Origin of the sequence: Skermanella mucosa, assembly GCF_016765655.2 — a bacterium.
GTDB classification, from domain to species: Bacteria; Pseudomonadota; Alphaproteobacteria; order Azospirillales; family Azospirillaceae; genus Skermanella; species Skermanella mucosa.
This window is the reverse complement of sequence record NZ_CP086106.1, coordinates 6,039,260-6,058,824: the sequence shown is the minus strand read 5'-3', so window position 1 is coordinate 6,058,824 and position 19,565 is coordinate 6,039,260. Positions and strand designations below refer to the sequence as shown.

Genomic DNA, 19,565 nt, shown 5'->3' with positions numbered 1-19,565 from the left:
TCCTACGGGAATATTCATTGAAGAGAGCCTCTGACTTTCAGGCGAGGGATTCGTTGAACGTGAGGCGACATGGGATGCCTCATGCATAATTCCTGTGCATCCAACCTCTTTTTCGATCCGCTCGCAGGGACGAAAATACCGTCGACAGGCACTCCGGTATTGAAGATCCCAGCCGCAAGTATCGCTTAGGTAATAATAAGAACTCGCAATTAATAATAAAATTACTTGCATCATTATTATTTCAGCAAGAAATCCGTGCTGAAGATCCGGCCTGACGAACTCCGAAACGGGCGGCGCGCGGCTGGTTCCACTGCGCCGCCGCCTCCCGGCCGTCCAGTGCAGTGCCCGATCCGGAAGTATTGATCATGTTTAAAATCCGCTCCATTGCCATGAGGCTGGTCGTCGCCATTTCGGCGACCGCCGCCGTCGCCTCCGGCGTCCTTTGCGTTTTCGCGACGATGAAGCAGACCGAGGTCACCAGCCTCGCCCTGGAACGCGAGATGCGGCTTCAGTACGAGAGCGTCGTCGCCGCCTTCGAGTACGAGGGCCGCACCGCCGCGGCTGTGGCCGCCGTGGTCGGCAACCTTCCCGAGGTCCAGGCGGCCCTCGACGCGGACGACCGTGATGCCCTGGGCGCCGCGCTGGCCCAGGCGCAGAAGGCGTCCAAGACCCTCGGCGTGGGTCCCTGGTCCTTCACCAAGCCGCCGGGCATCACGACCTACCGGGTCCACGATCCCAAGAGCTTCGGCGACGACGTCTCGCAGCGCCGGCGCACGGTGGCACTGGTCAACCGGACCGGGCGCGGCGTGACCGGGATCGAGCCCGGCCGCGACAATCTGGGCGTCTACAGCGTCGGCCCCGTCACCCGCGACGGCCGGTTCGTCGGCGCGATCGACATCGGCATCACCTTCGGCCCGGCCTTCGTCGAGGGGATCAAGTCCCGGTTCGGCGTCGATTTCGCGGTCCACCGCAAGCAGGGCGACGCCTTCGCCACGCTGGGCAGCAGCCTGGCCGGGAAGACCCTGGCGACCCCGGAGGAACTGGCCGCGGCGCTCGACGGCGCGGACGTGCTGCGCCGGACCGGGCTGGACGGCCATCCGGTGGCGCTCTATCTCGGCCAGCTGAAGAATTTCGCGGGCGAGCCGGTCGCCGTCGTCGAGCTGGTCCAGAACATCTCCGGCTTCGTCGCGATCGAGACCGGCACCCGCTGGTATCTCGGCACCGCCACCGGCGCCGTGCTGCTCGCCGCCGTCCTGGTGGCGCTGATGGTCGGCCGCGGCCTGACCCGTCCGATCGAGCGTCTGCGCCAGGCGATGCGGCGCCTGTCCGCGGGCGACACCGCCGCCGAGATCCCCGGCCGCGACCGGCGCGACGAGCTGGGCACCATGGCCGAGGCGGTCGAGGTGTTCAAGAACTCCATGATCGAGGCCGAGACCCTGCGCGGGCGCCAGGAAGCCGATCGCGCCGCCGCCGAGGAGGAGCGCCGGCGCGCCATGAACCGGCTGGCCGACAGCTTCGAGGAAAGCATCCGGCACGTCATCGACGCCGTCTCCGGCGCCGCCAGCGACATGCGCGCCGCCGCACAGTCCATGTCGGCCACGGCGGAGGAGACCCAGCGCCAGACGATGGCGGTCGGCTCCGCGTCCGAGCAGACCTCGGCCAACGTGCAGACCGTCGCCACCGCGGCGGAGGAGCTGTCCTCCTCGATCGGGGAGATCGCCCGGCAGACCTCCAGCGCCTCCCAGGTGGCGCTCAAGGCCAGCGAGGAGGGCCGGGTGACCGACGCCATCGTGTCGGGCCTCACCGGCTCCGCCCAGCGGATCGGCGAGATCGTCCAGATGATCCAGCAGATCGCCTCCCAGACCAACCTGCTGGCGCTGAACGCGACCATCGAGGCGGCGCGGGCGGGGGAGGCCGGCAAGGGCTTCGCGGTCGTGGCGTCGGAGGTCAAGCAGCTTGCCACCCAGACCTCCAAGGCGACCGAGGACATCCAGGCCCAGGTCGGGGAGATCCAGTCCGAGACGGAAAAGGCCGCCGCCGCGGTCCGCGGCATCGCCGCCCGCATCCAGGAACTGAGCGGCATCACCGCCTCGGTCTCCAGCGCCGTCGAGGAGCAGGGCGCCGCCACCCAGGAGATCGCCCGCAACGTCCAGCAGGCGGCCCAGGGCACCCAGGAGGTCTCCTCCACCATCGGATCGGTGACAGCGGCCGCCAACGAGACCGGCAGCGCCGCCACCAAAGTCGTCGCGTCGGCCGACGAGCTTGCCACCCAGTCCGCCCGGCTCAGCGCCGAGGCCAGCCAGTTCCTGGCGACCATCCGGGCCGCGTGAGCCCCGCCGGGACAGTCACGCGTACACTATCGAGGACCAGCAGAGACATGACCGAATCACTACCCCGCCGCCGGTTCCTGATCGGCGCCGCGGCGGGAACCGCCGCCGTGACCACCGCGGGGGCCTTCGCGGCCTCCGACCTGGCCATCGCGGCCCCCGAAGCCGCCCCGCAAGCCGCTCCCCAGGCTCCCGCCCCGGCCTCCCCGGCGGCGGCATCCGCTCCGGAATACGTCCCGGAGCCGATGCAGGTCCTGACCGCGGCCGAGGCGGCCTTCATCGGGGCCGCCGCCGACGCCATCATCCCGGCCGACGACCTGTCGCCGTCGGGGTCGGAGTGCGGCGTCGTGACCTATATCGACCGGCAGCTCGCCGGGGCCTACGGCGCCGGCGCCCGCCTGTACCGGTCCGGCCCGTTCAGCACCCCGCAGCCGGGAACCGGCAACCAGTCGCCCCTGGTCCCGCTGGAGTTCTTCCGGGCCGGCATCGCCGCCGCCAACGCCTGGGTCAAGACGACCTACGGCAAGGAGCTCGACGGCCTGGACGGACCCCAGGTCGCGGAAGCGCTGAAGGCGATGGACGCCGGCAAGGCCGAGTTCGCCGCGATCGGCTCCAAGCCGTTCTTCAACGCGCTGCTCCAGATGGTGATGGAGGGCTTCTTCTCCGACCCGATGTACGGCGGCAATCGCGGCATGGCGTCGTGGCGGATGATCGGCTACCCGGGCCTGCCCGCGACCTACGCCGACAAGATCGAGACCTATCGCGGCAAGCGCTACGAGGCCGAGCCGCAGTCGATCGCGGACTTCTCGTAAGACGCGCCGGCGATCTCGAAGTAAATCAAGGGTAGAGACAAAAGACATGGTCAAGAAACTGAAGGAAGTCGATGCCGTCCTGGTCGGCATGGGCTGGACCGGGAGCATCATGGCCCGGGAATTGAGCAAGGCCGGGCTGAGCGTCGTGGCGCTCGAACGCGGCGCCAACCGCGTTCCCGGCGACGATTTCACCCTGCCCAACATCCGCGACGAGCTGCGCTTCTCGGTCCGCCAGGAGCTGATGCAGGATCCGGCGCAGGAAACCGTCACTTTCCGGCACTCCGCGGACAAGGCGGCGCTGCCGATGCGCCGGTTCGGCGCCTTCCTGCCGGGCGACGGCGTCGGCGGCATGGGCACGCACTGGAACGCGCAGACCTACCGGTTCCTGCCCAGCGACCACACCCTGCGCAGCCACCTGACCGAGCGCTACGGCAGGAAGAAGATCCCCGACGACATGCTGATCGCCGACTGGGGCGTCACCTATGACGAGCTGGAAGGCCATTACGACCGGTTCGAGAAGCTTTGCGGCCTGTCGGGCAAGGCCGGCAACATCCGGGGCAAGATCCATCCCGGCGGCAACCCCTACGAGGGCTGGCGCAGCGCCGAATATCCCAACAAGCCGCTCAAGCCCTCGCTGGCCGGCGTGATGTTCGGCGAGGCGGCGTCCGGCCTGGGCTACCACCCGTTCCCGGCGCCCGCCGGCAACATGAGCGCGCCCTACGTGAACCCGGAAGGCGTCCGGCTCGGCGCCTGCCAGTATTGCGGCCACTGCGAGCGGTTCGGCTGCGAGGCCAACGCCAAGTCGAGCCCCAACACCACCCTGCTGCCCGTGCTCGCCAAGGAGCCCAAGGTCGAGATCCGCGACCGCTGCTACGCCAGCCGTCTGGTCTACGACAAGTCGGGCAAGAAGGTGACCGCGGTCGTCTATGTCGACCTGCGCACCGGCGAGGAGATCGAGCAGCCGGCCGGCATCGTCGTGCTGTCGGCCTGGGTGTTCGGCAATACCCACATGATGCTGCATTCCGGCATCGGCCGGCCCTACGACCCCCGTACCGGCAAGGGCGTGGTCGGGCGCAACTACTGCCACCAGATCCAGTCCGCGGTCGGCGTCTTCTTCCAGGACAAGGAGCTGAACCCCTTCATGGGCGCCGGCTCGCTCGGCATGGTGATCGACGACTTCAACGGCGACAATTTCGACCACAAGGACCTGGACTTCCTGGGCGGCGGCTACATCGCGCTGAACTCGACCAACGGCCGCCCGATCCTGAACCGGCCGGTGCCGCCGGGCACGCCGCGCTGGGGATCGGAGTGGAAGCAGGCGACCGCGCAGTGGTACCGGCGCGCCGCCAGCATGAACTGCCAGGGCTCCAACTATGCCAGCCGGGGCAACTACCTGGACCTGGACCCGACCTACAGGGACGTCCTGGGCCGGCCGCTGATCCGGATGACCTACAACCTGACCGACAACGACCGGAAGATGTCGGCCTTCCTGACGGAGAAGGGCGCCGGCATCGCCAAGGCGATGGGCGCCACCCACATCGCGGCCAACCCGCGCAAGGGCGACTTCGACGTGGTGCCCTACCAGTCCAGCCACAACACCGGCGGCACGCCGATGGGCACCGATCCCTCGACCAGCGCGGTCAACCGGTACCTCCAGTCCTGGGATGCCCACAACCTGTTCGTCCTCGGCGCCTCGGTCTTCCCGCAGAACGCCGGCTACAACCCGACCGGCGCGGTCGGCGCGCTGGCCTACTGGGCGGCCGACGCCGTGGTCGGCAAATACCTGAAGAACCCCACCCACCTGATGAAGGCGTGAGGACATGAGAGCTGTTCTGATCGCGGCGGCCTGCCTCCTGGCCGCCGCTCCGGCGGCGGCCGCCCCGGTTGCGAATGAGTCACGCGGCGCGGAAGTCTACGAGAGCTGCGCCGCCTGCCACGGCGACAAGGGCGTCGGGACCGACAGCGGTCCGGCGCTGGCCGGCGTCGTCGGTCGCAAGGCCGCGTCCGCCGACGGGTTCCGCTATTCCCCGGCGATGAAGCGGAGCGGCATCACCTGGGACGCCGCCGCGCTCTCGGAGTTCCTTGCCGACCCGCAGGGCAAGGTGAAGGGCAACCGCATGCCCTTCGACGGCATCGCCGACAAGGCCGACCGGGACGCGCTGGTGGCGTATCTCCAGGGCCTGGAATAGGAGGGCCGGAAGGGGCGGTACCCGCCGGGTATCGCCCCTTCCGGCACCTGAGCGGCGCCCCTCGCCTTCAGCCCCTCTCCATTAGCCGATGGCGAAGAAGGCGTTGGGGTTCTGCTGGATGTCGTCCGCCGACACGTTCATCAGGGTGATGGTGTCGCCGTTGCCCAGGTCGACCACGGCGTTGCCGCCGACGTCGGTCACGCGGGCCGCGAGGTCGCCGGCGCTCGACACGCTGAGGCCATTGATGTTGCGCGAGACGAGCAGGATGTCGACGCCCTGCTGGAAGTCCATCACCACGTCCTGGCCGCCGCCGCCGCGGAAGGCGAAGGTGTCGGTGCCGGCGCCGCCGGTCAGGACGTCGTTGCCGAAACCGCCGCGCAGCACGTCGTCGCCGGCGTCGCCGAACATGACGTCGTCGCCGTTGCCGCCGGCCAGCACGTCGTCGCCGCTGCCGCCATGCATGACGTCGTTGCCGTTGTCGCCCCGCATGTAGTCGTTGCCGGAGCCGCCGTTCAGGACGTCGTCATGGCCGCCGCCCAGCATGGTGTCGTCGCCGGCGCCGCCGTTCAGCACGTCCTTGCCGCTGCCGCCGTCCAGGATGTCGTTGCCGCTGCCGCCGTCGAGCCGGTCATGCCCGTGCTCGCCGCTCATCAGGTCGTCGCCCGCGCCGCCGACCATGATGTCGTCGGAGGTGCCGCCCAGCAGGGTGTCGGCGCCGCTGCCGCCGAGCAGGAGGTCGGACCGCGCGCCGCCGCTCAGGTAATCGTCGCCGGACCCGCCGTCGAGCACGTCCTCGCCCCAATTGCCGAACAGCATGTCGTCGCCGGCGCCGCCGATCAGAAGGTCGTGGCGGCCGCCACCCATGAGAAAATCGGAATCGCCGGTGCCGTACTGTGTGTCGTAGGACCCGCCTGGAAGTGTCGCCATGAATAGCCTCGCGCCAAGTTCGCTGTTGCCATCGATCTTATTATTCGCGAATTTGTATTACCTACATCGATTTTTCAAGCGCGCGGCCGGTTCGTGCCCCATTTGTCACAAAATGCTGAATAATACTTAGATATTCGACCCAAATCGGCGTTTGTTGAAACGGATCAGCGCCTGCCCCCCGCGATCTTCCGGGCGGCGGGATCGGCCCGCAGGTGCAGCATCGCCACGATCCCGAGGAACGGGCCGACGGCGAGCACCGCGAAGGCATAAGTCCACCCGACCGCATCCACCACATACGGCAGCAGGTGGATGCTGGCGAGGGTCAGCAGGAAGCCGGCGCAGGTCTGGATCGTCAGCATGGTGCCGACCAGCGACCGGTCGCTCAGTTCGGCCACGGTCGCCGAGAACTGGCCGCTGTCGGCGATGATGCTGATGCCCCAGACGATGCCGACCGCGACGAGCAGGGCCGGCGGGCCGTCGAACAGCAGGCCGACGGTGAGCGCGCAGGTTCCGCTGACCGCCATGGAGACCGAGGTGACCAGGGTGCGCCCCCAGCGGTCGGCCAGCCAGCCGCCGGCCAGCGCTCCCAAAGCCCCGGAGCCGACGACGGCGAAGGTCGCCAGCTTGGCCGACGTCGAGGAGTCCTCGCCCAGCGTCAGCGCGAAGCTGGCATGGACAAAGGCGCCGAACCAGGCCCACATGGCGTAAAGCTCCCACATGTGGCCCAGATAACCCAGGTTGGCCAGCCGCAGCGGCCGGTCGCGCCACGCCTCCAGCGCGTTGCCGAGCCGCAGCGGCGGAGCCTTGGCGACATTCGGCCCGACCTGGACGAACGTGATCAGCACCCCCGCCAGCAGGGCCGCGGCGGAGGCCGCGACGTAGGGCACCCGCCAGTCCACTCCGCCGAACGCCGCCAGCAGATGGGGCGATGCGGAGCCCAGGGTGAGCGCCGCGATCAGCAGCCCGATCAGCAGCCCCAGGTCCTGCTTCGCCCAGGTGGTGGCGAGCTTCATTCCGACGGGATAGACGCCCGCCATGCACATGCCGGTCACGAACCGCAGCACCGGCAGCAGCGCGTCGGTCGGGTCGAGGGCGAGGATCGCGGCGTTGGCGGCCGCGGCGACCAGCGCCGACGCGCGGAACAGGTGCCGCAGATCCATCCGGTCGGCCAGGCTGAGCAGGGCGCTGCCGAGCGTGCCGGCGACGAACCCGGCCTGGACGCTGCTGGTCAGCAGAGCCTCGCGGAACGGTCCCAGGTCCCATTCCGCCTTGATCCCGGCGAGCGAGGCCGTCGTCGCGAACCAGACCGACATGGCGGCCACCTCGGCCACCAGCAGCAGGGCGAGGGAGAGGGTCCGCCCTGCGGGACGGATGGCGATGCTTTTTCTTGTGACTCGGGCGCCGGGATTGCTCATGCCGGTTCTGTCCGCTGCCGTTGGTCGGCTTCAGGCTCGGTTGACACGCCAATATTTGTCAATCAGATAAGCAAGCGGCTTCCGATCCCGCCCCGAATGCCTGCCATGATCTTCACGGCCAGATGCCGGCCGGGACACCCGTCCCGATGACCAACCAAGGGGAGAAACAGCCCATGACCGAGAACGCTTCCCAAGCCTCCTTCAAGGCGCTCGTCGCCGACCAGGTCGACGGCAAGCTGCGGGTCGGCCTGACGCGATGGACGGACGCCGACCTGCCGGAGGCCGAGGTCACCGTCGCCGTCGCGTGGTCAAGCTTCAACTACAAGGACGGGCTGGCGCTGACCGGCAAGGGGCGCATCCTGCGCAAGTTCCCCATGGTGCCCGGCATCGACTTCGCCGGCACGGTGATCCGGTCCGACTCGCCTGACTGCAAGCCCGGCGACGCGGTGGTCCTGACCGGCTGGGGCGTCGGCGAGTCCTGGTCCGGCGGCTTCGCCGAGCGGGCGCGGGTCAAGCCGGAATGGCTGGTCCCCTTGCCGGATGGCATGACCGCCCGCCACGCCATGGCGGTCGGCACGGCGGGGTTCACCGCGATGCTGGCCGTGATGGCGCTGGAGCGGCACGGCCTGGACAGGAACCGCGAGATCCTGGTGACGGGAGCGGCAGGCGGCGTCGGCAGCGTCGCCGTCCGGCTGCTCGCCGCCAACGGCTACACGGTCGCGGCCTCGACCGGCCGGCCGGAGCAGGCCGACTATCTGAAGTCCCTCGGCGCTTCGGTGATCGTGGATCGCAACGAGCTGGCGCAGCCGTCCAAGCCGCTGACTTCCGAGCGCTGGGGCGGCGCCGTCGATACCGTCGGCGGAACCACGCTCGCCAGCGTTCTGGCGGGAGTCGCCTATGGCGGTGCCGCCGCCGCCTGCGGCCTGGCCGGGGGCGCCGACCTGCCGACCACGGTGATGCCCTTCATCCTGCGCGGCGTGTCGCTGCTCGGCATCGATTCGGTCAATTGCCCGAAGCCGCGGCGCCAGGAGGCCTGGACCCGCATCGCCCGCGAACTGCCGCCGGAGACGCTGGACGCGGTCACCACCGAGGTCGCGCTGGAGGACCTGCCCCGGCTGGCGGAGGATATCCTCAAGGGCCAGGTCCGCGGCCGTACCGTGGTGAGGGTCGGCGGCTGAGGAGTCGCTGATGGGGATAGGTCATAGGGTCGCGGGCGGCGTCCCCTGCTTGCCGACGGTTGCGGGTGCATGCAGAGAAGGGGCGATTTCATCCCACGGGATACCCGCCCCGATGCCTGCCTCCGACAGCCTCTACCACCGCCTCTTCTCCCACCCGCTGATGGTCGAGCAGCTGATCCGCGGCTTCGTGCCGGAGGATGTCGCCGCCGGGCTGGACTTCACCCGGATGGAGCGGGTCAACGCCAAGTTCCATGCCCGCGACGGCCGCCGGCGGGAGGGCGACCTGATCTGGCGCGTGCCGACCCTGTCGGGGGAGGTCGTCCATATCTACCTGATGCTGGAGTTCCAGTCGCGCTCCGACTGGTGGATGGCGATCCGGGTCATGGTCTATGTCGGCCTGCTGTGGCAGCAGCTCATCCGGGAGCTGAAGCTGCCGCCCGGCTCGCCCCTGCCGCCGGTGCTGCCGGTGGTGCTCTACAACGGCGAGGCCCCGTGGAACGCGCCGCTCGACACCGCCGGCCTGATGGGACTGGCGCCGGACGCGGCGCTCTGGCCTTGGCAGCCGGGCATCCGCTATCATCTCATCGACGAGGGCAGGCTCGGCGCCGAGGACCTCGCCCGGAGGGACGGCCTGGTGGCGCTGCTCTTCCGGATCGAGACCTGCACCCGGCCCGCCGAGCTGCCCGGACTGGTCGGCGAGGTGATCGGCTGGTTCCGGGGGCAATCGGATCACGACTCGCTGAAGCTGGCCTTCGGCGAGGTGGTGGCCCAGGCCATGGCGGCGCTGATTGGCGGGGACGGGCCGGTGGCGGTCCCGTCGGGACTTGGGGAGGTTCAGGACATGCTGTCGGAGCGGATCAAGATCTGGGAGCGCGAATTGAAGGCCGAGGGTATGACCGCGGGCATGGCCGCCGGTAAGGCTGAGATGCTGTCGCGCCAGCTCAAGCGCCGGTTCGGCGACCTGCCGGCCGATGTGGACCGCCTGATCGCCTCGGCGACCATCGACCAGCTCGACGCCTATATGGACCGTCTGATGGAAGCCCGGTCGCTCGCCGACGTCTTTCCCGATCTCCGGCCCGGCTGAGGCGCCGGCCGGGAGCGGATCGGTCCAGCATGTCGGCACACTGGCGTCCCATGGGTCCCGCGGACCTTCCCACGGTCGAGCGGATCGCCGAGATCGTCCACCCCGGTTACCCGGAGTCCCCCGAGGTGCCGGCCGAGCGTCTGGCCCTGTTCCCCGCCGGCTGCCTGATCGCCCGGGACGGACACGGCAGCGTGCTCGGCTACGCCGTCAGCCATCCAGGCACGCTGGGGCGTCCGCCGGCGCTCGACAGCCTGCTCGGCGGTTTGCCCCCCGATGCCGACTGCCTCTACCTCCATGACGTGGCCCTGCTGCCGGAGGCACGAGGACTCGGACTGGGGGAGTCGCTGGTCGATATCCTCCGCGACCTCGCCCGGCGCCGGGGCCTGCCGGCGCTGGCCCTGACCGCCGTCAACCGGTCGGCGCCCTATTGGCGCCGGCGCGGCTTCTCGGATCATCCCGGCGACGCGGCGCTGGCCGCCAAGCTGGCGTCCTACGGCGATGATGCGGCCTATATGGTGATTACGCTGGACCGGTCTGTCCAATCTGCCTAGCCTCCCCGGACCGCACGGGAGGGTAGGGGGCTCTGAATGACGACGAAGAAGACCGGCATGGCGCGCGGGCTGACCAGCTACGGCGACGCTGGCTTTTCCATGTTCCTGCGCAAGGCCTTCATCAAGGCCATGGGCTATTCCGACGACGCGCTGGAACGGCCGATCGTCGGCGTCGTCAACACCTACAGCGGCTACAACGCCTGCCACCGCACGGTGCCCGACCTGATCGAGGCGGTGAAGCGCGGAGTCATGCTGGCGGGCGCCCTGCCGGTCGATTTCCCGACCGTGTCGCTCCATGAATCCTTCGCCTATCCCACCAGCATGTTCCTCCGCAACCTGATGGCCATGGACACGGAGGAGATGATCCGGGCGCAGCCGATGGACGCCGTGGTGCTGATCGGCGGCTGCGACAAGACGGTCCCGGCCCAGCTGATGGCCGCGGCCAGCGCCGGCGTGCCGGCGATCCAGCTCGTCACCGGGCCGATGCTGACCGGCAGCCACCGGGGCGAGCGGGTCGGCGCCTGCACCGACTGCCGCCGCTTCTGGGCGCGCTACCGCGCGGACGAGATCGACGCCGCCGAGATCGCGGAGGTCAACGACCGGCTGGCCCCCAGCGCCGGCACCTGCTCGGTCATGGGCACGGCCAGCACCATGGCGCTCGCGGTCGAGGCGCTGGGCATGATGCTGCCCGGCGGCGCCGCGATCCCGGCGGTCCTGTCGGAACGGCTGCGCCATGCCGAGGCGACCGGCGCCGCCGCGGTGCGCCTCGCCCGCGACGGCATAACACCCGACCGGATCATGACGGAACGGGCGTTCGAGAACGCGCTCCGGGTGCTGCTGGCGACGGGAGGATCGACCAACGGGATCATCCACCTGACCGCCATGGCCGGCCGCATGGGCATCCGCATCGACCTGGAGGGCTTCGACCGCATGGGCCGGGAGACGCCGGTCCTGGTCGATCTCAAGCCGTCTGGCCGCCACTACATGGAGGACCTGCACGATGCCGGCGGCCTCGCCGCGATCCTGCGGGAACTGAGGCCGCTGCTTCACCTGGACTGCCCGACGGTCGCCGGCATGACCCTGGGCGAGGCGATCGACGCCGCGCCCGGCCCGTGGCCGCAGGATGTCGTGCGCACCCTGGAAAACCCGATCCATCCCGAGGGCGGCATGGCCTTCCTGCGCGGCACGCTGGCGCCGGGCGGAGCCATCGTCAAGCAGTCGGCGGCGTCGCCCCGGCTGATGCGGCACACCGGGCGGGCCGTCGTCTTCGCCGGCGCCGCCGACCTGGCCGCCCGGATCGACGATCCCGACCTGGACGTGACCGCCGACGACATCCTGGTGCTCCAGAACATCGGCCCCAAGGGAGCCCCCGGCATGCCGGAAGCGGGGTACCTGCCGATCCCGCGCAAGCTGGCCCGCCAGGGCGTCACCGACATGGTGCGGATCTCCGACGGGCGGATGAGCGGCACCGCGTCGGGCACCATCGTCCTGCACGTGACGCCGGAATCCGCGTCCGGCGGCCCGCTGGCCCTGGTCCGCACCGGCGACCGCATCCGCCTGGACGTTCCGGCGCGCCGCATCGACCTGCTGGTGGACGAGGCCGAGCTTGCCGCCCGCACTCCCGTGCCGATCCCCCATGCGCCGCCGGAGCGGGGCTACCGCAAGCTTTACCTGGACAGCGTGCTCCAGGCCGACGAGGGCTGCGACTTCGACTTTCTCAGGCCGGAGCCTACCAGGACGATCCCCCTGCCTTCTTGACCGATGTTGTTCTTGACCGATATCAATGCGGCGCTCCCGCTTTCCGCCGATGCTGGCGGAAAATAGCGGGAGGATGCCATGCCCGACGACGGGTCCGTCGCCATCGCACGCAGCTCTGGGGAGGGCCGGACGCAGGCCGGCGAGATCATCGACGGCAACCAGGCCGCGGCCTCCGTCGCCTACCGGGCCAGCGAGGTCATCGCGATCTACCCCATAACCCCCGCCTCGCCCATGGGCGAATTGGCGGACGAGTGGGCGGCCAAGGGGCGGCCCAACCTGTGGGGACAGGTTCCCAAGGTGGTCGAGATGCAGTCGGAGGGCGGCGCCGCCGGGGCGATCCACGGCGCGCTCCAGGCCGGCGCGCTGGCGACCAGCTTCACGGCGTCCCAGGGCCTGCTGCTGATGATTCCCAACCTCTACAAGATCGCGGGCGAGCTGACGCCCTTCGTGCTCCACGTGGCGGCGCGCACCCTGGCGACCCATGCCCTGTCGATCTTCGGCGACCATTCCGACGTCATGGCCTGCCGCCAGACCGGCTTCGCCATGCTGGCGTCCTCCACCGTGCAGGAGGCGCAGGACATGGCCCTGGTCGCCCATGCCGCGACCCTGGAGTCCCGTATCCCCTTCATCCATTTCTTCGACGGGTTCCGCACCTCCCACGAGCTGAACCGGGTGGCCCCGCTGGACGACGACCAGATCCGGGGCCTGCTGGACGGGGAGGGGATCGACGCCCTGCGCCGGCGGGCGCTGAGCCCCGACCACCCCGTGATCCGCGGCACCGCACAGAACGCGGATGTCTTCTTCCAGGCGCGCGAGGCCTGCAATCCTTACTACGAAGCCTGCCCCGGCATCGTCCGCGGCGTCCTGGAGCGCTTCGCGGCGCTGACCGGCCGCCGCTACGCCCCGTTCGACTATGACGGCGCGCCGGACGCCGAGCGGGTCGTGGTCGCCATGGGGTCGGGCGCCCGGACGGTGAGGGAAACCGCGCTCTGGCTGGCGGCGCGCGGCCACAAGGTCGGCGCGCTGACCGTGCGGCTCTACCGGCCCTTCGACACCGCCGGCTTCCTGGCGGCACTGCCGAGGACGGTCCGGGCGATCGCGGTGCTGGACCGGACCAAGGAGCCGGGCTCCGTCGGCGAACCCCTGTTCCTCGACGTGGTCGCGGCGCTGGCGGACGCCCCGGAGGAGTTCCCGGCCCGTCCCCTGGTGGTCGGCGGGCGCTACGGGTTGTCGTCCAAGGAGTTCACGCCCGGCATGGCCGCGGCGGTGTTCGAGGAACTGACCAAGCCGCAGCCGAAACGGCGCTTCACCGTCGGCATCACCGACGACGTGAGCCATTCCTCGCTGGCGTTCGACCCCGATCTCGACATCGAGCCGCCCGACACCATGCGGGCGGTGTTCTTCGGCCTGGGCTCGGACGGGACGGTCGGCGCCAACAAGAATTCGCTGAAGATCATCGCGGAGCATACCGGCGCCCATGCCCAGGGCTATTTCGTCTATGACAGCCGCAAGGCCGGCGCCACCACCGTCTCCCACCTGCGTTTCGGCCGGCACCCGGTCAACGCTCCCTGGCTGATCCGCAAGGCCGGCTTCGTCGCCTGCCACCACGCTCCCCTGCTGGAGCGGGCGGAGGTCCTGGAACTGGCCGCTCCGGGCGCCCAGGTGCTGCTGAACCTTCCCGGCACCCCGGAGGAAGTCTGGGCCCGGCTGCCGCGCGAGGTCCAGGAGCTGGCGATCGAACGGTCCTTGCGGCTCCACGCGATCGACGCCAGCCGGGTCGCCCGGGAGGCCGGGCTGGGGCGCCGAATCAACACTATCATGCAGACCTGCTTCTTCGCCCTGTCCGAGGTGATGCCGCGCGACGAGGCGATCGCCGAGATCCGCGCCGCGATCGAAAAGACCTACGGCCGCCGCAGCGAGGAGATGGTCCGGCGCAACAATGCCGCCGTGGACGAGGCGCTGGCCCATCTGGTGCCGGTCCCGGTTCCCGCCCGGCCCACCGGCCTTCCCCGGCCGCCGGCGGTTCCCGGCGACGCGCCGGACTTCGTCCAAAGGGTCACGGCGCTGATGCTCGCCGGGCATGGCGACCGGCTGCCGGTCAGCGCCTTCCCGGTGGACGGGACTTGGCCGCTGGGCACCACGCGCTACGAGAAGCGCATGATCGCGACCGAGATCCCGATCTGGAACGCCGAGCTGTGCATCCAGTGCAACAAGTGCGCGATGGTCTGCCCGCACGCCGCGATCCGGGTCAAGGCCGCCGCACCCGCCGACCTGGCGGACGCTCCCGAAGGTTTCGTGATACTCGACTATCGCGGCGACGAGTTCCAGGGGGCGAAGTACCTGCTCCAGGTGGCTCCCGACGACTGCACCGGCTGCACCCTGTGCGTCGAGGTCTGCCCGGCCAAGGACAAGGGCAATCCCCGCCGCAAGGCGCTGGAGATGCGGCCCGCCGACGCGGTGCGCCCGGCGGCCCGGCCGCTCTGGGACTATTTCCGGCAGGTGCCGGAAGCCCCACGCGAGCGGGTGCCCCACAACGTCAAGCAGGTGCAGCTGTTCGAGCCGCTGTTCGAGTTCTCCGGCGCCTGCGCCGGCTGCGGCGAGACGCCCTATGTCAAGCTGCTGACCCAGCTCTTCGGCGACCGCGCCGTCATCGCCAACGCCACCGGCTGCTCGTCCATCTACGGCGGTAACCTGCCGACCACGCCCTATGCGGCCAACGCCGACGGGCGCGGGCCGGCCTGGGCCAACTCCCTGTTCGAGGACAATGCCGAGTTCGGCTTCGGCATCCGGGTCGGGATCGACCAGCTGGCCGATCAGGCCAGGGCTCTGCTGCGCGGGCTGGGGCCTGACCTTCCCGAGGGGCTCGTGCAGGGCCTGCTGGCGGAAGGGCCCGCCGGGGAAGGCGCGCTCAAGGCCCGGCGGGAGGCTGTCCTGGAACTGCGCCGGCATCTGGCCGGGATCGCCGGCCCCGCCGCCCGGCGGCTGGAGCTTCTGGCCGACTATCTCGCGCGCAAGTCGGTCTGGATCGTCGGCGGCGACGGCTGGGCCTACGACATCGGCTATGGCGGCCTGGACCACGTGCTGTCTTCCGACCGGGACGTGAACGTGCTGGTGCTGGACACGGAGGTCTATTCCAACACCGGCGGCCAGCAGTCGAAGGCGACGCCGCTCGGCGCGTCGGCCAAGTTCGCCATGGCCGGCCGGGCGGTCGGCAAGAAGGACCTGGGCATGCTGGCGATGGCCTACGGCCACGTCTATGTCGCCCATGTCGCGTTCGGCGCCAAGGACGCGCAGACGGTCAAGGCCTTCATGGAGGCCGAATCCTATCCCGGCCCGTCGCTGGTCATCGCCTACAGCCCCTGCGTCGCCCACGGCTACGACCTGTGCCACCAGCTCGACCAGCAGAAGCTGGCGGTCGACAGCGGACACTGGCCGCTGTTCCGCTACGACCCGCGCCGGCTCGCGGCCGGGCAGCCGCCGCTCCAACTGGACAGCGGCCCGCCCAAGGCGCGGCTGGCCGACTTCATGGCCAACGAAACCCGCTTCGGCGTCGTCCGGCGCGACGACCCCGAGCGGTTCCGGCGGCTGCTCAAGGCGGCAGAGACCGAGAACAGGCTGCGCCTGGACCTCTACCGCCATATGGCGGGATTCGTCGAGCCGGCGGCCGACTGACCACTCATCGAGGGGAGGGGAGCGATCATGGACCTGCGCACGCGCTATCTCGGTTTCGACTTGCCCCATCCGATCATGCCGGGTGCGTCGCCCCTGGTCGACGACCTGGACATGGTGCGTCGGCTGGAGGATGCCGGGGCTTCCGCCATCGTCATGCATTCCCTGTTCGAGGAGCAGATCTCCGGCGAGCAGCTCGCGGCCGTCCATGCCGCGGAGCGTCCGGCCGAGAGTTTCGCGGAGGCGCTGAGCTATCTGCCGCCGCTCGACGGCTTCGCGCTCGGTCCCGACGGATACCTGGAGCAGATCCGCCGCATCAAGGGCGCGGTCGGCGTGCCGGTGATCGCCTCGCTGAACGGCGTCAGCCGGTCGGGCTGGATCCGCTACGCCAAGCTGATGGAGGAGGCCGGCTCCGACGCGCTGGAACTGAACGTCTATGCCGTCGCGGCCGATCCCAACGAACCCGGGCAGGTGGTCGAGGACCGGCTGGTCGGCGTCGCCGTCGCCGTCCGCCGCGCGGTCTCGATCCCGGTCGCGGTGAAGCTGTCGCCGTTCTTCTCCAGCGTCGCCGCGGTCATCCGCCGGCTGGAGGATATCGGGATCGACGGGGTGGTGTTGTTCAACCGCTTCTACCAGCCCGACATCGACATCGAGGCGCTGGAGGTGACGCCGCGGGTCCAGCTTTCGGACCCGTCGGAACTGCTGCTGCGCCTGCATTGGCTGGCGATCCTGTCCGGCCGGATCAGGCCCGCGCTGGCGGCATCGGGCGGGGTCCATCGGGTGGAGGACGTGGTCAAGGCGGTGATGGCCGGAGCCCACGCGGTGCAGACCGTGTCGTCCCTGCTGCGCCACGGCCCGGAGCATCTGACCGTGTTGATAGACGGCTTGCGCCGCTGGATGGAGGAGCGCGACTACGCTTCCCTGGAGCAGATGCAGGGCAGCATGAACCTGCGGCGCTGCCCCGACCCGGCGGCCTTCGAGCGGGCGAACTACATGCGCGTGCTTCAGGGTTGGCGGGCGGAGGGATAGTTTCCGGACTGGATAAGGGAGGAGCTTCCGGAGTCTTGCCCCGCCCGTATGATGGATCGAATACCGGGATATCATGGTTTACATATATTTAACCATATCCCAATATTTTTGCGACCACGATATAGTTTGGAGTAAAAATCGTGGCGCTATTCCAGGATTATTCCGGAAGATCAAGCGTAGTGATTGTTTCCGGTGCCAACTCGGCATATTTCGATTTGCTGGCCGGCCTGATAGAGTCCCTTGAAGCGGTCGAGGGGCTTCGTAGCCGTGCCTTGGGAATATTGGATCTTGGTCTGTCGGAGTCTGAGAAAGCCTATCTGGACAGGAAGGGCGCGATCATCGTCCAGCCCGAGTGGCCCTTGGAGCCATTGAAGAACGCCGGCCTTCCCGAATGGTTCAAGGCCATGGTTTGCCGGCCGTTCCTTCCAAGATACTTTCCCGGCTTCGAGTTCATTTTCTGGATTGACGCCGATAGCTGGCTTCAGAACGCGAAGGTTTTGGACTTGTTCGAAGCGGGTGCCCGGGAGGACGGCTTTGCCGTCGTGCCGACCGCGGACAGGGCGTACGGGCCGGCGGTCGGAGATTCCTACCTGATGGAGTTCCAGCGTGAATGGTACTCAAAGGGATTCGGAGAGGAAATCGCCGAGAAACTATATCGTTTCCCGGTGGTGGCTGCGGGCGCGCTGTGCGGCCGGAGCACCGCGCCGCATTGGGCGCAATGGCAGTTCCTGATCACCAAGGGCCTGGGGTCCGCCATCTTCAGGGAAGTGGAGCAGACCGCCCTGAATGTTCTTGTCCATGGCACGCCGTTGAGAACGCATCTGCTCCCCGCCTATTGCCATTGGGTGTGTAACAGCCGGGTGCCTGCCTTCGATGAAACCAGAGGAAAATTCGTCGAGCCCTTTCTTCCATATGAAGAAATAGGAATAATGGGGCTGGCTGATAACACGAAAAGAGATGCATTCTATGTCGAGACTACGACAGGAATTCTAAAGAAAAGCTATCTTACATTCGATGGCAATGCAGGCGGGTCACGATCAGAGAAATTCGATATCGGAGACGATTGTGCGGTCGAAGGGATTTTCACGAAGAAATTCATGGAAAGCACATTCAAGAAGTTGAACTCCCTTGGATTCGTCAATTTCGTCCAGGTCGGCGCGATGGATGGATTGATGTTCGACCATCTTCATCACGCCATCAAGGGGTATGGATGGGATGGAATCCTCGTCGAGCCCCTGCCGGATATGTTCCGGAGGCTGAAGAGGAACTACGAGGGATGCGACGGCCTGATCTTCGAGAATTGCGCGATCGCACAGGATGACCAGCCCCGCCACATGTGGCGCGTTCCCGTCGAGGCGGTCGAGAACGGGTCGGTTCCCCATTGGGCCATGGGCATCTCGTCGCTCTACGACGACAGGAACGCGATAGGCGGCAACCTGGTTTCCGCCGACGACTTCGCTTCGATAAGGAAACATCTGATCACGGAGCCCGTCGCCTGCAGCACCCTTGCCCGAATCCTGTCCAAGCACTCGTTCGACACGGTCGATCTGGTCGCCATCGACACCGAAGGATCGGATATGGCGATCCTGCGTCAGGTCGATTTCAAGGCCCTGGGAACCCGGGTGGTGATCGTAGAGATCTGCAACCTTCCCGCGGACGAGAAACGGGAATGCCTGACGACACTGTACGCCAACGGCTTCAGGTGTTTCGTGTCGCAGGATCGCGCCGATATCCTGGCCGTGCATGCCTCCCTGGCCGATGCTTGAACTCCTGGCGGCGGCGCCTGAAGGCGGCCGGATCGCCGTTCTCGGCGGCGACAGGCTGTCGGGGACGAGGATCGGCAAAGCGATCTGCGCCCGGTTGGCCTTGTCCGGCAGGGCGGCCAGCCGGATCGATGCCGATGTGCGGCACCCGGATCATGGCGGCGCCGGGGCGATCACGCTGGAATATCACGCCCCGGCGCTGACGAGGCACGGCCCCGCCATGGTCCACCCTGTCCGCACCGGCTCGGGAGAAGGATTCGGGCTGAGGATTCTGGGCGGCATCGCTTGCCTGTTGAGAGCGGCTCGCTCCGACATGTGCATCATCACCATTCCTGCCGGACCATGGGAAGGAAGCCGGGATTTCCTGCTCTCTGTCCTCGAGGTGATCGATCCTGCCTTCATCGTCTGCGACGATCCTATGGACGCCATGCGGCTCGACGGGGATCCCGTCCCGGCCAAGCCCCTGTCCCGGGATATCAGGGACGGCGTGGCGGAACTTGCGCGGGCTTACGATGCGGCGGCGGTTCCCGGCATGCCGGCATGGAACCGGTTGTAAGCAGGTCACCGGCGCCCCGGCAGGGATCCGGGTCGGAGCATGACAACCTGAAAAAGAAAATTCCTTCTGACAGTGTCCTATTCCGGCTTGTTTCTCGAGGAAACATACTCCTTTCTTGCAGGCTGAGGCCCGCACCTCTTTCGAAGGTACGCTGTGTTGAAAAACCTCTCCTGAAAAGAGAAAAAGCCTCAAGAATGGAGCGTCATTGTTTGAGCGGTTAAGTAAAACTGCATAGTGAATGCCTCCAAATATGTGATTTGTTTTATAGTACAGAAGTCATAATACTCGGATATTCACGTTTTATTTA

14 protein-coding genes are annotated in these 19,565 nt (G+C 68.1%); 12 read left to right on the top strand and 2 right to left on the bottom strand.

The window, feature by feature from the left end:
* Positions 1-365: 365 nt before the first annotated feature.
* From JL100_RS28090 to JL100_RS28075, 4 genes are read left to right on the top strand one after another with little or no spacing between them, the layout of a single operon-like run.
* Positions 366-2,330: a methyl-accepting chemotaxis protein gene (locus tag JL100_RS28090; protein ID WP_202684930.1), complete on the top strand. Its 1,965-nt coding sequence runs from the start codon at positions 366-368 to the stop codon at positions 2,328-2,330.
* Between the two features lie 47 nt (positions 2,331-2,377).
* Entirely contained in the window at positions 2,378-3,139 is a 762-nt protein-coding gene (locus tag JL100_RS28085; RefSeq protein ID WP_202684929.1) for a gluconate 2-dehydrogenase subunit 3 family protein, read from the top strand.
* 46 nt (positions 3,140-3,185) lie between these two features.
* On the top strand, positions 3,186-4,955 hold the full coding sequence (locus JL100_RS28080) for a GMC family oxidoreductase (protein WP_202684928.1): 1,770 nt from the start codon (positions 3,186-3,188) through the stop codon (positions 4,953-4,955).
* Positions 4,956-4,959: 4 nt separating this feature from the next.
* Positions 4,960-5,328 (top strand): c-type cytochrome, encoded by a 369-nt coding sequence (locus JL100_RS28075; protein ID WP_202684927.1) that lies wholly within the window; start codon positions 4,960-4,962, stop codon positions 5,326-5,328.
* Between the two features lie 81 nt (positions 5,329-5,409).
* On the opposite strand, the gene JL100_RS28070 is transcribed toward JL100_RS28075, so the two are convergent.
* The gene (locus JL100_RS28070) at positions 5,410-6,255 is read right to left on the bottom strand and encodes a calcium-binding protein (protein ID WP_202684926.1); all 846 of its coding nucleotides are present in this window, start codon (positions 6,253-6,255) and stop codon (positions 5,410-5,412) included.
* A gap of 164 nt (positions 6,256-6,419) precedes the next feature.
* A complete protein-coding gene (locus tag JL100_RS28065) occupies positions 6,420-7,670 on the bottom strand; it encodes an MFS transporter (RefSeq protein WP_202684925.1) in 1,251 nt (416 codons plus the stop codon).
* Between the two features lie 173 nt (positions 7,671-7,843).
* Between JL100_RS28065 and acuI the strand changes: the two genes are divergently transcribed.
* From acuI to JL100_RS28025, 8 genes are all read left to right on the top strand, one after another.
* Complete coding sequence (gene acuI / locus JL100_RS28060; protein ID WP_202684924.1) at positions 7,844-8,848, top strand: acrylyl-CoA reductase (NADPH); 1,005 nt, start codon at positions 7,844-7,846, stop codon at positions 8,846-8,848.
* Positions 8,849-8,960: 112 nt separating this feature from the next.
* Positions 8,961-9,932, top strand: a complete 972-nt coding sequence (locus JL100_RS28055; protein ID WP_202684923.1) for an Rpn family recombination-promoting nuclease/putative transposase — start codon at positions 8,961-8,963, stop codon at positions 9,930-9,932.
* Between the two features lie 29 nt (positions 9,933-9,961).
* A complete protein-coding gene (locus JL100_RS28050; protein ID WP_202684922.1) occupies positions 9,962-10,483 on the top strand; it encodes a GNAT family N-acetyltransferase in 522 nt (173 codons plus the stop codon).
* A 36-nt stretch (positions 10,484-10,519) separates the two neighbouring features.
* Entirely contained in the window at positions 10,520-12,241 is a 1,722-nt protein-coding gene (locus JL100_RS28045) for an IlvD/Edd family dehydratase (protein WP_202684921.1), read from the top strand.
* Between the two features lie 78 nt (positions 12,242-12,319).
* On the top strand, positions 12,320-15,913 hold the full coding sequence (gene nifJ, locus JL100_RS28040) for a pyruvate:ferredoxin (flavodoxin) oxidoreductase (protein ID WP_202684920.1): 3,594 nt from the start codon (positions 12,320-12,322) through the stop codon (positions 15,911-15,913).
* Positions 15,914-15,940: 27 nt separating this feature from the next.
* Positions 15,941-16,939 (top strand): dihydroorotate dehydrogenase-like protein, encoded by a 999-nt coding sequence (locus tag JL100_RS28035; RefSeq protein WP_202684919.1) that lies wholly within the window; start codon positions 15,941-15,943, stop codon positions 16,937-16,939.
* Between the two features lie 140 nt (positions 16,940-17,079).
* Positions 17,080-18,705 (top strand): FkbM family methyltransferase, encoded by a 1,626-nt coding sequence (locus JL100_RS28030; protein ID WP_202684918.1) that lies wholly within the window; start codon positions 17,080-17,082, stop codon positions 18,703-18,705.
* Positions 18,698-19,258, top strand: a complete 561-nt coding sequence (locus tag JL100_RS28025; RefSeq protein ID WP_202684917.1) for a hypothetical protein — start codon at positions 18,698-18,700, stop codon at positions 19,256-19,258. Before JL100_RS28030 ends, JL100_RS28025 begins: the two co-directional genes overlap by 8 nt.
* Positions 19,259-19,565: the final 307 nt, after the last annotated feature.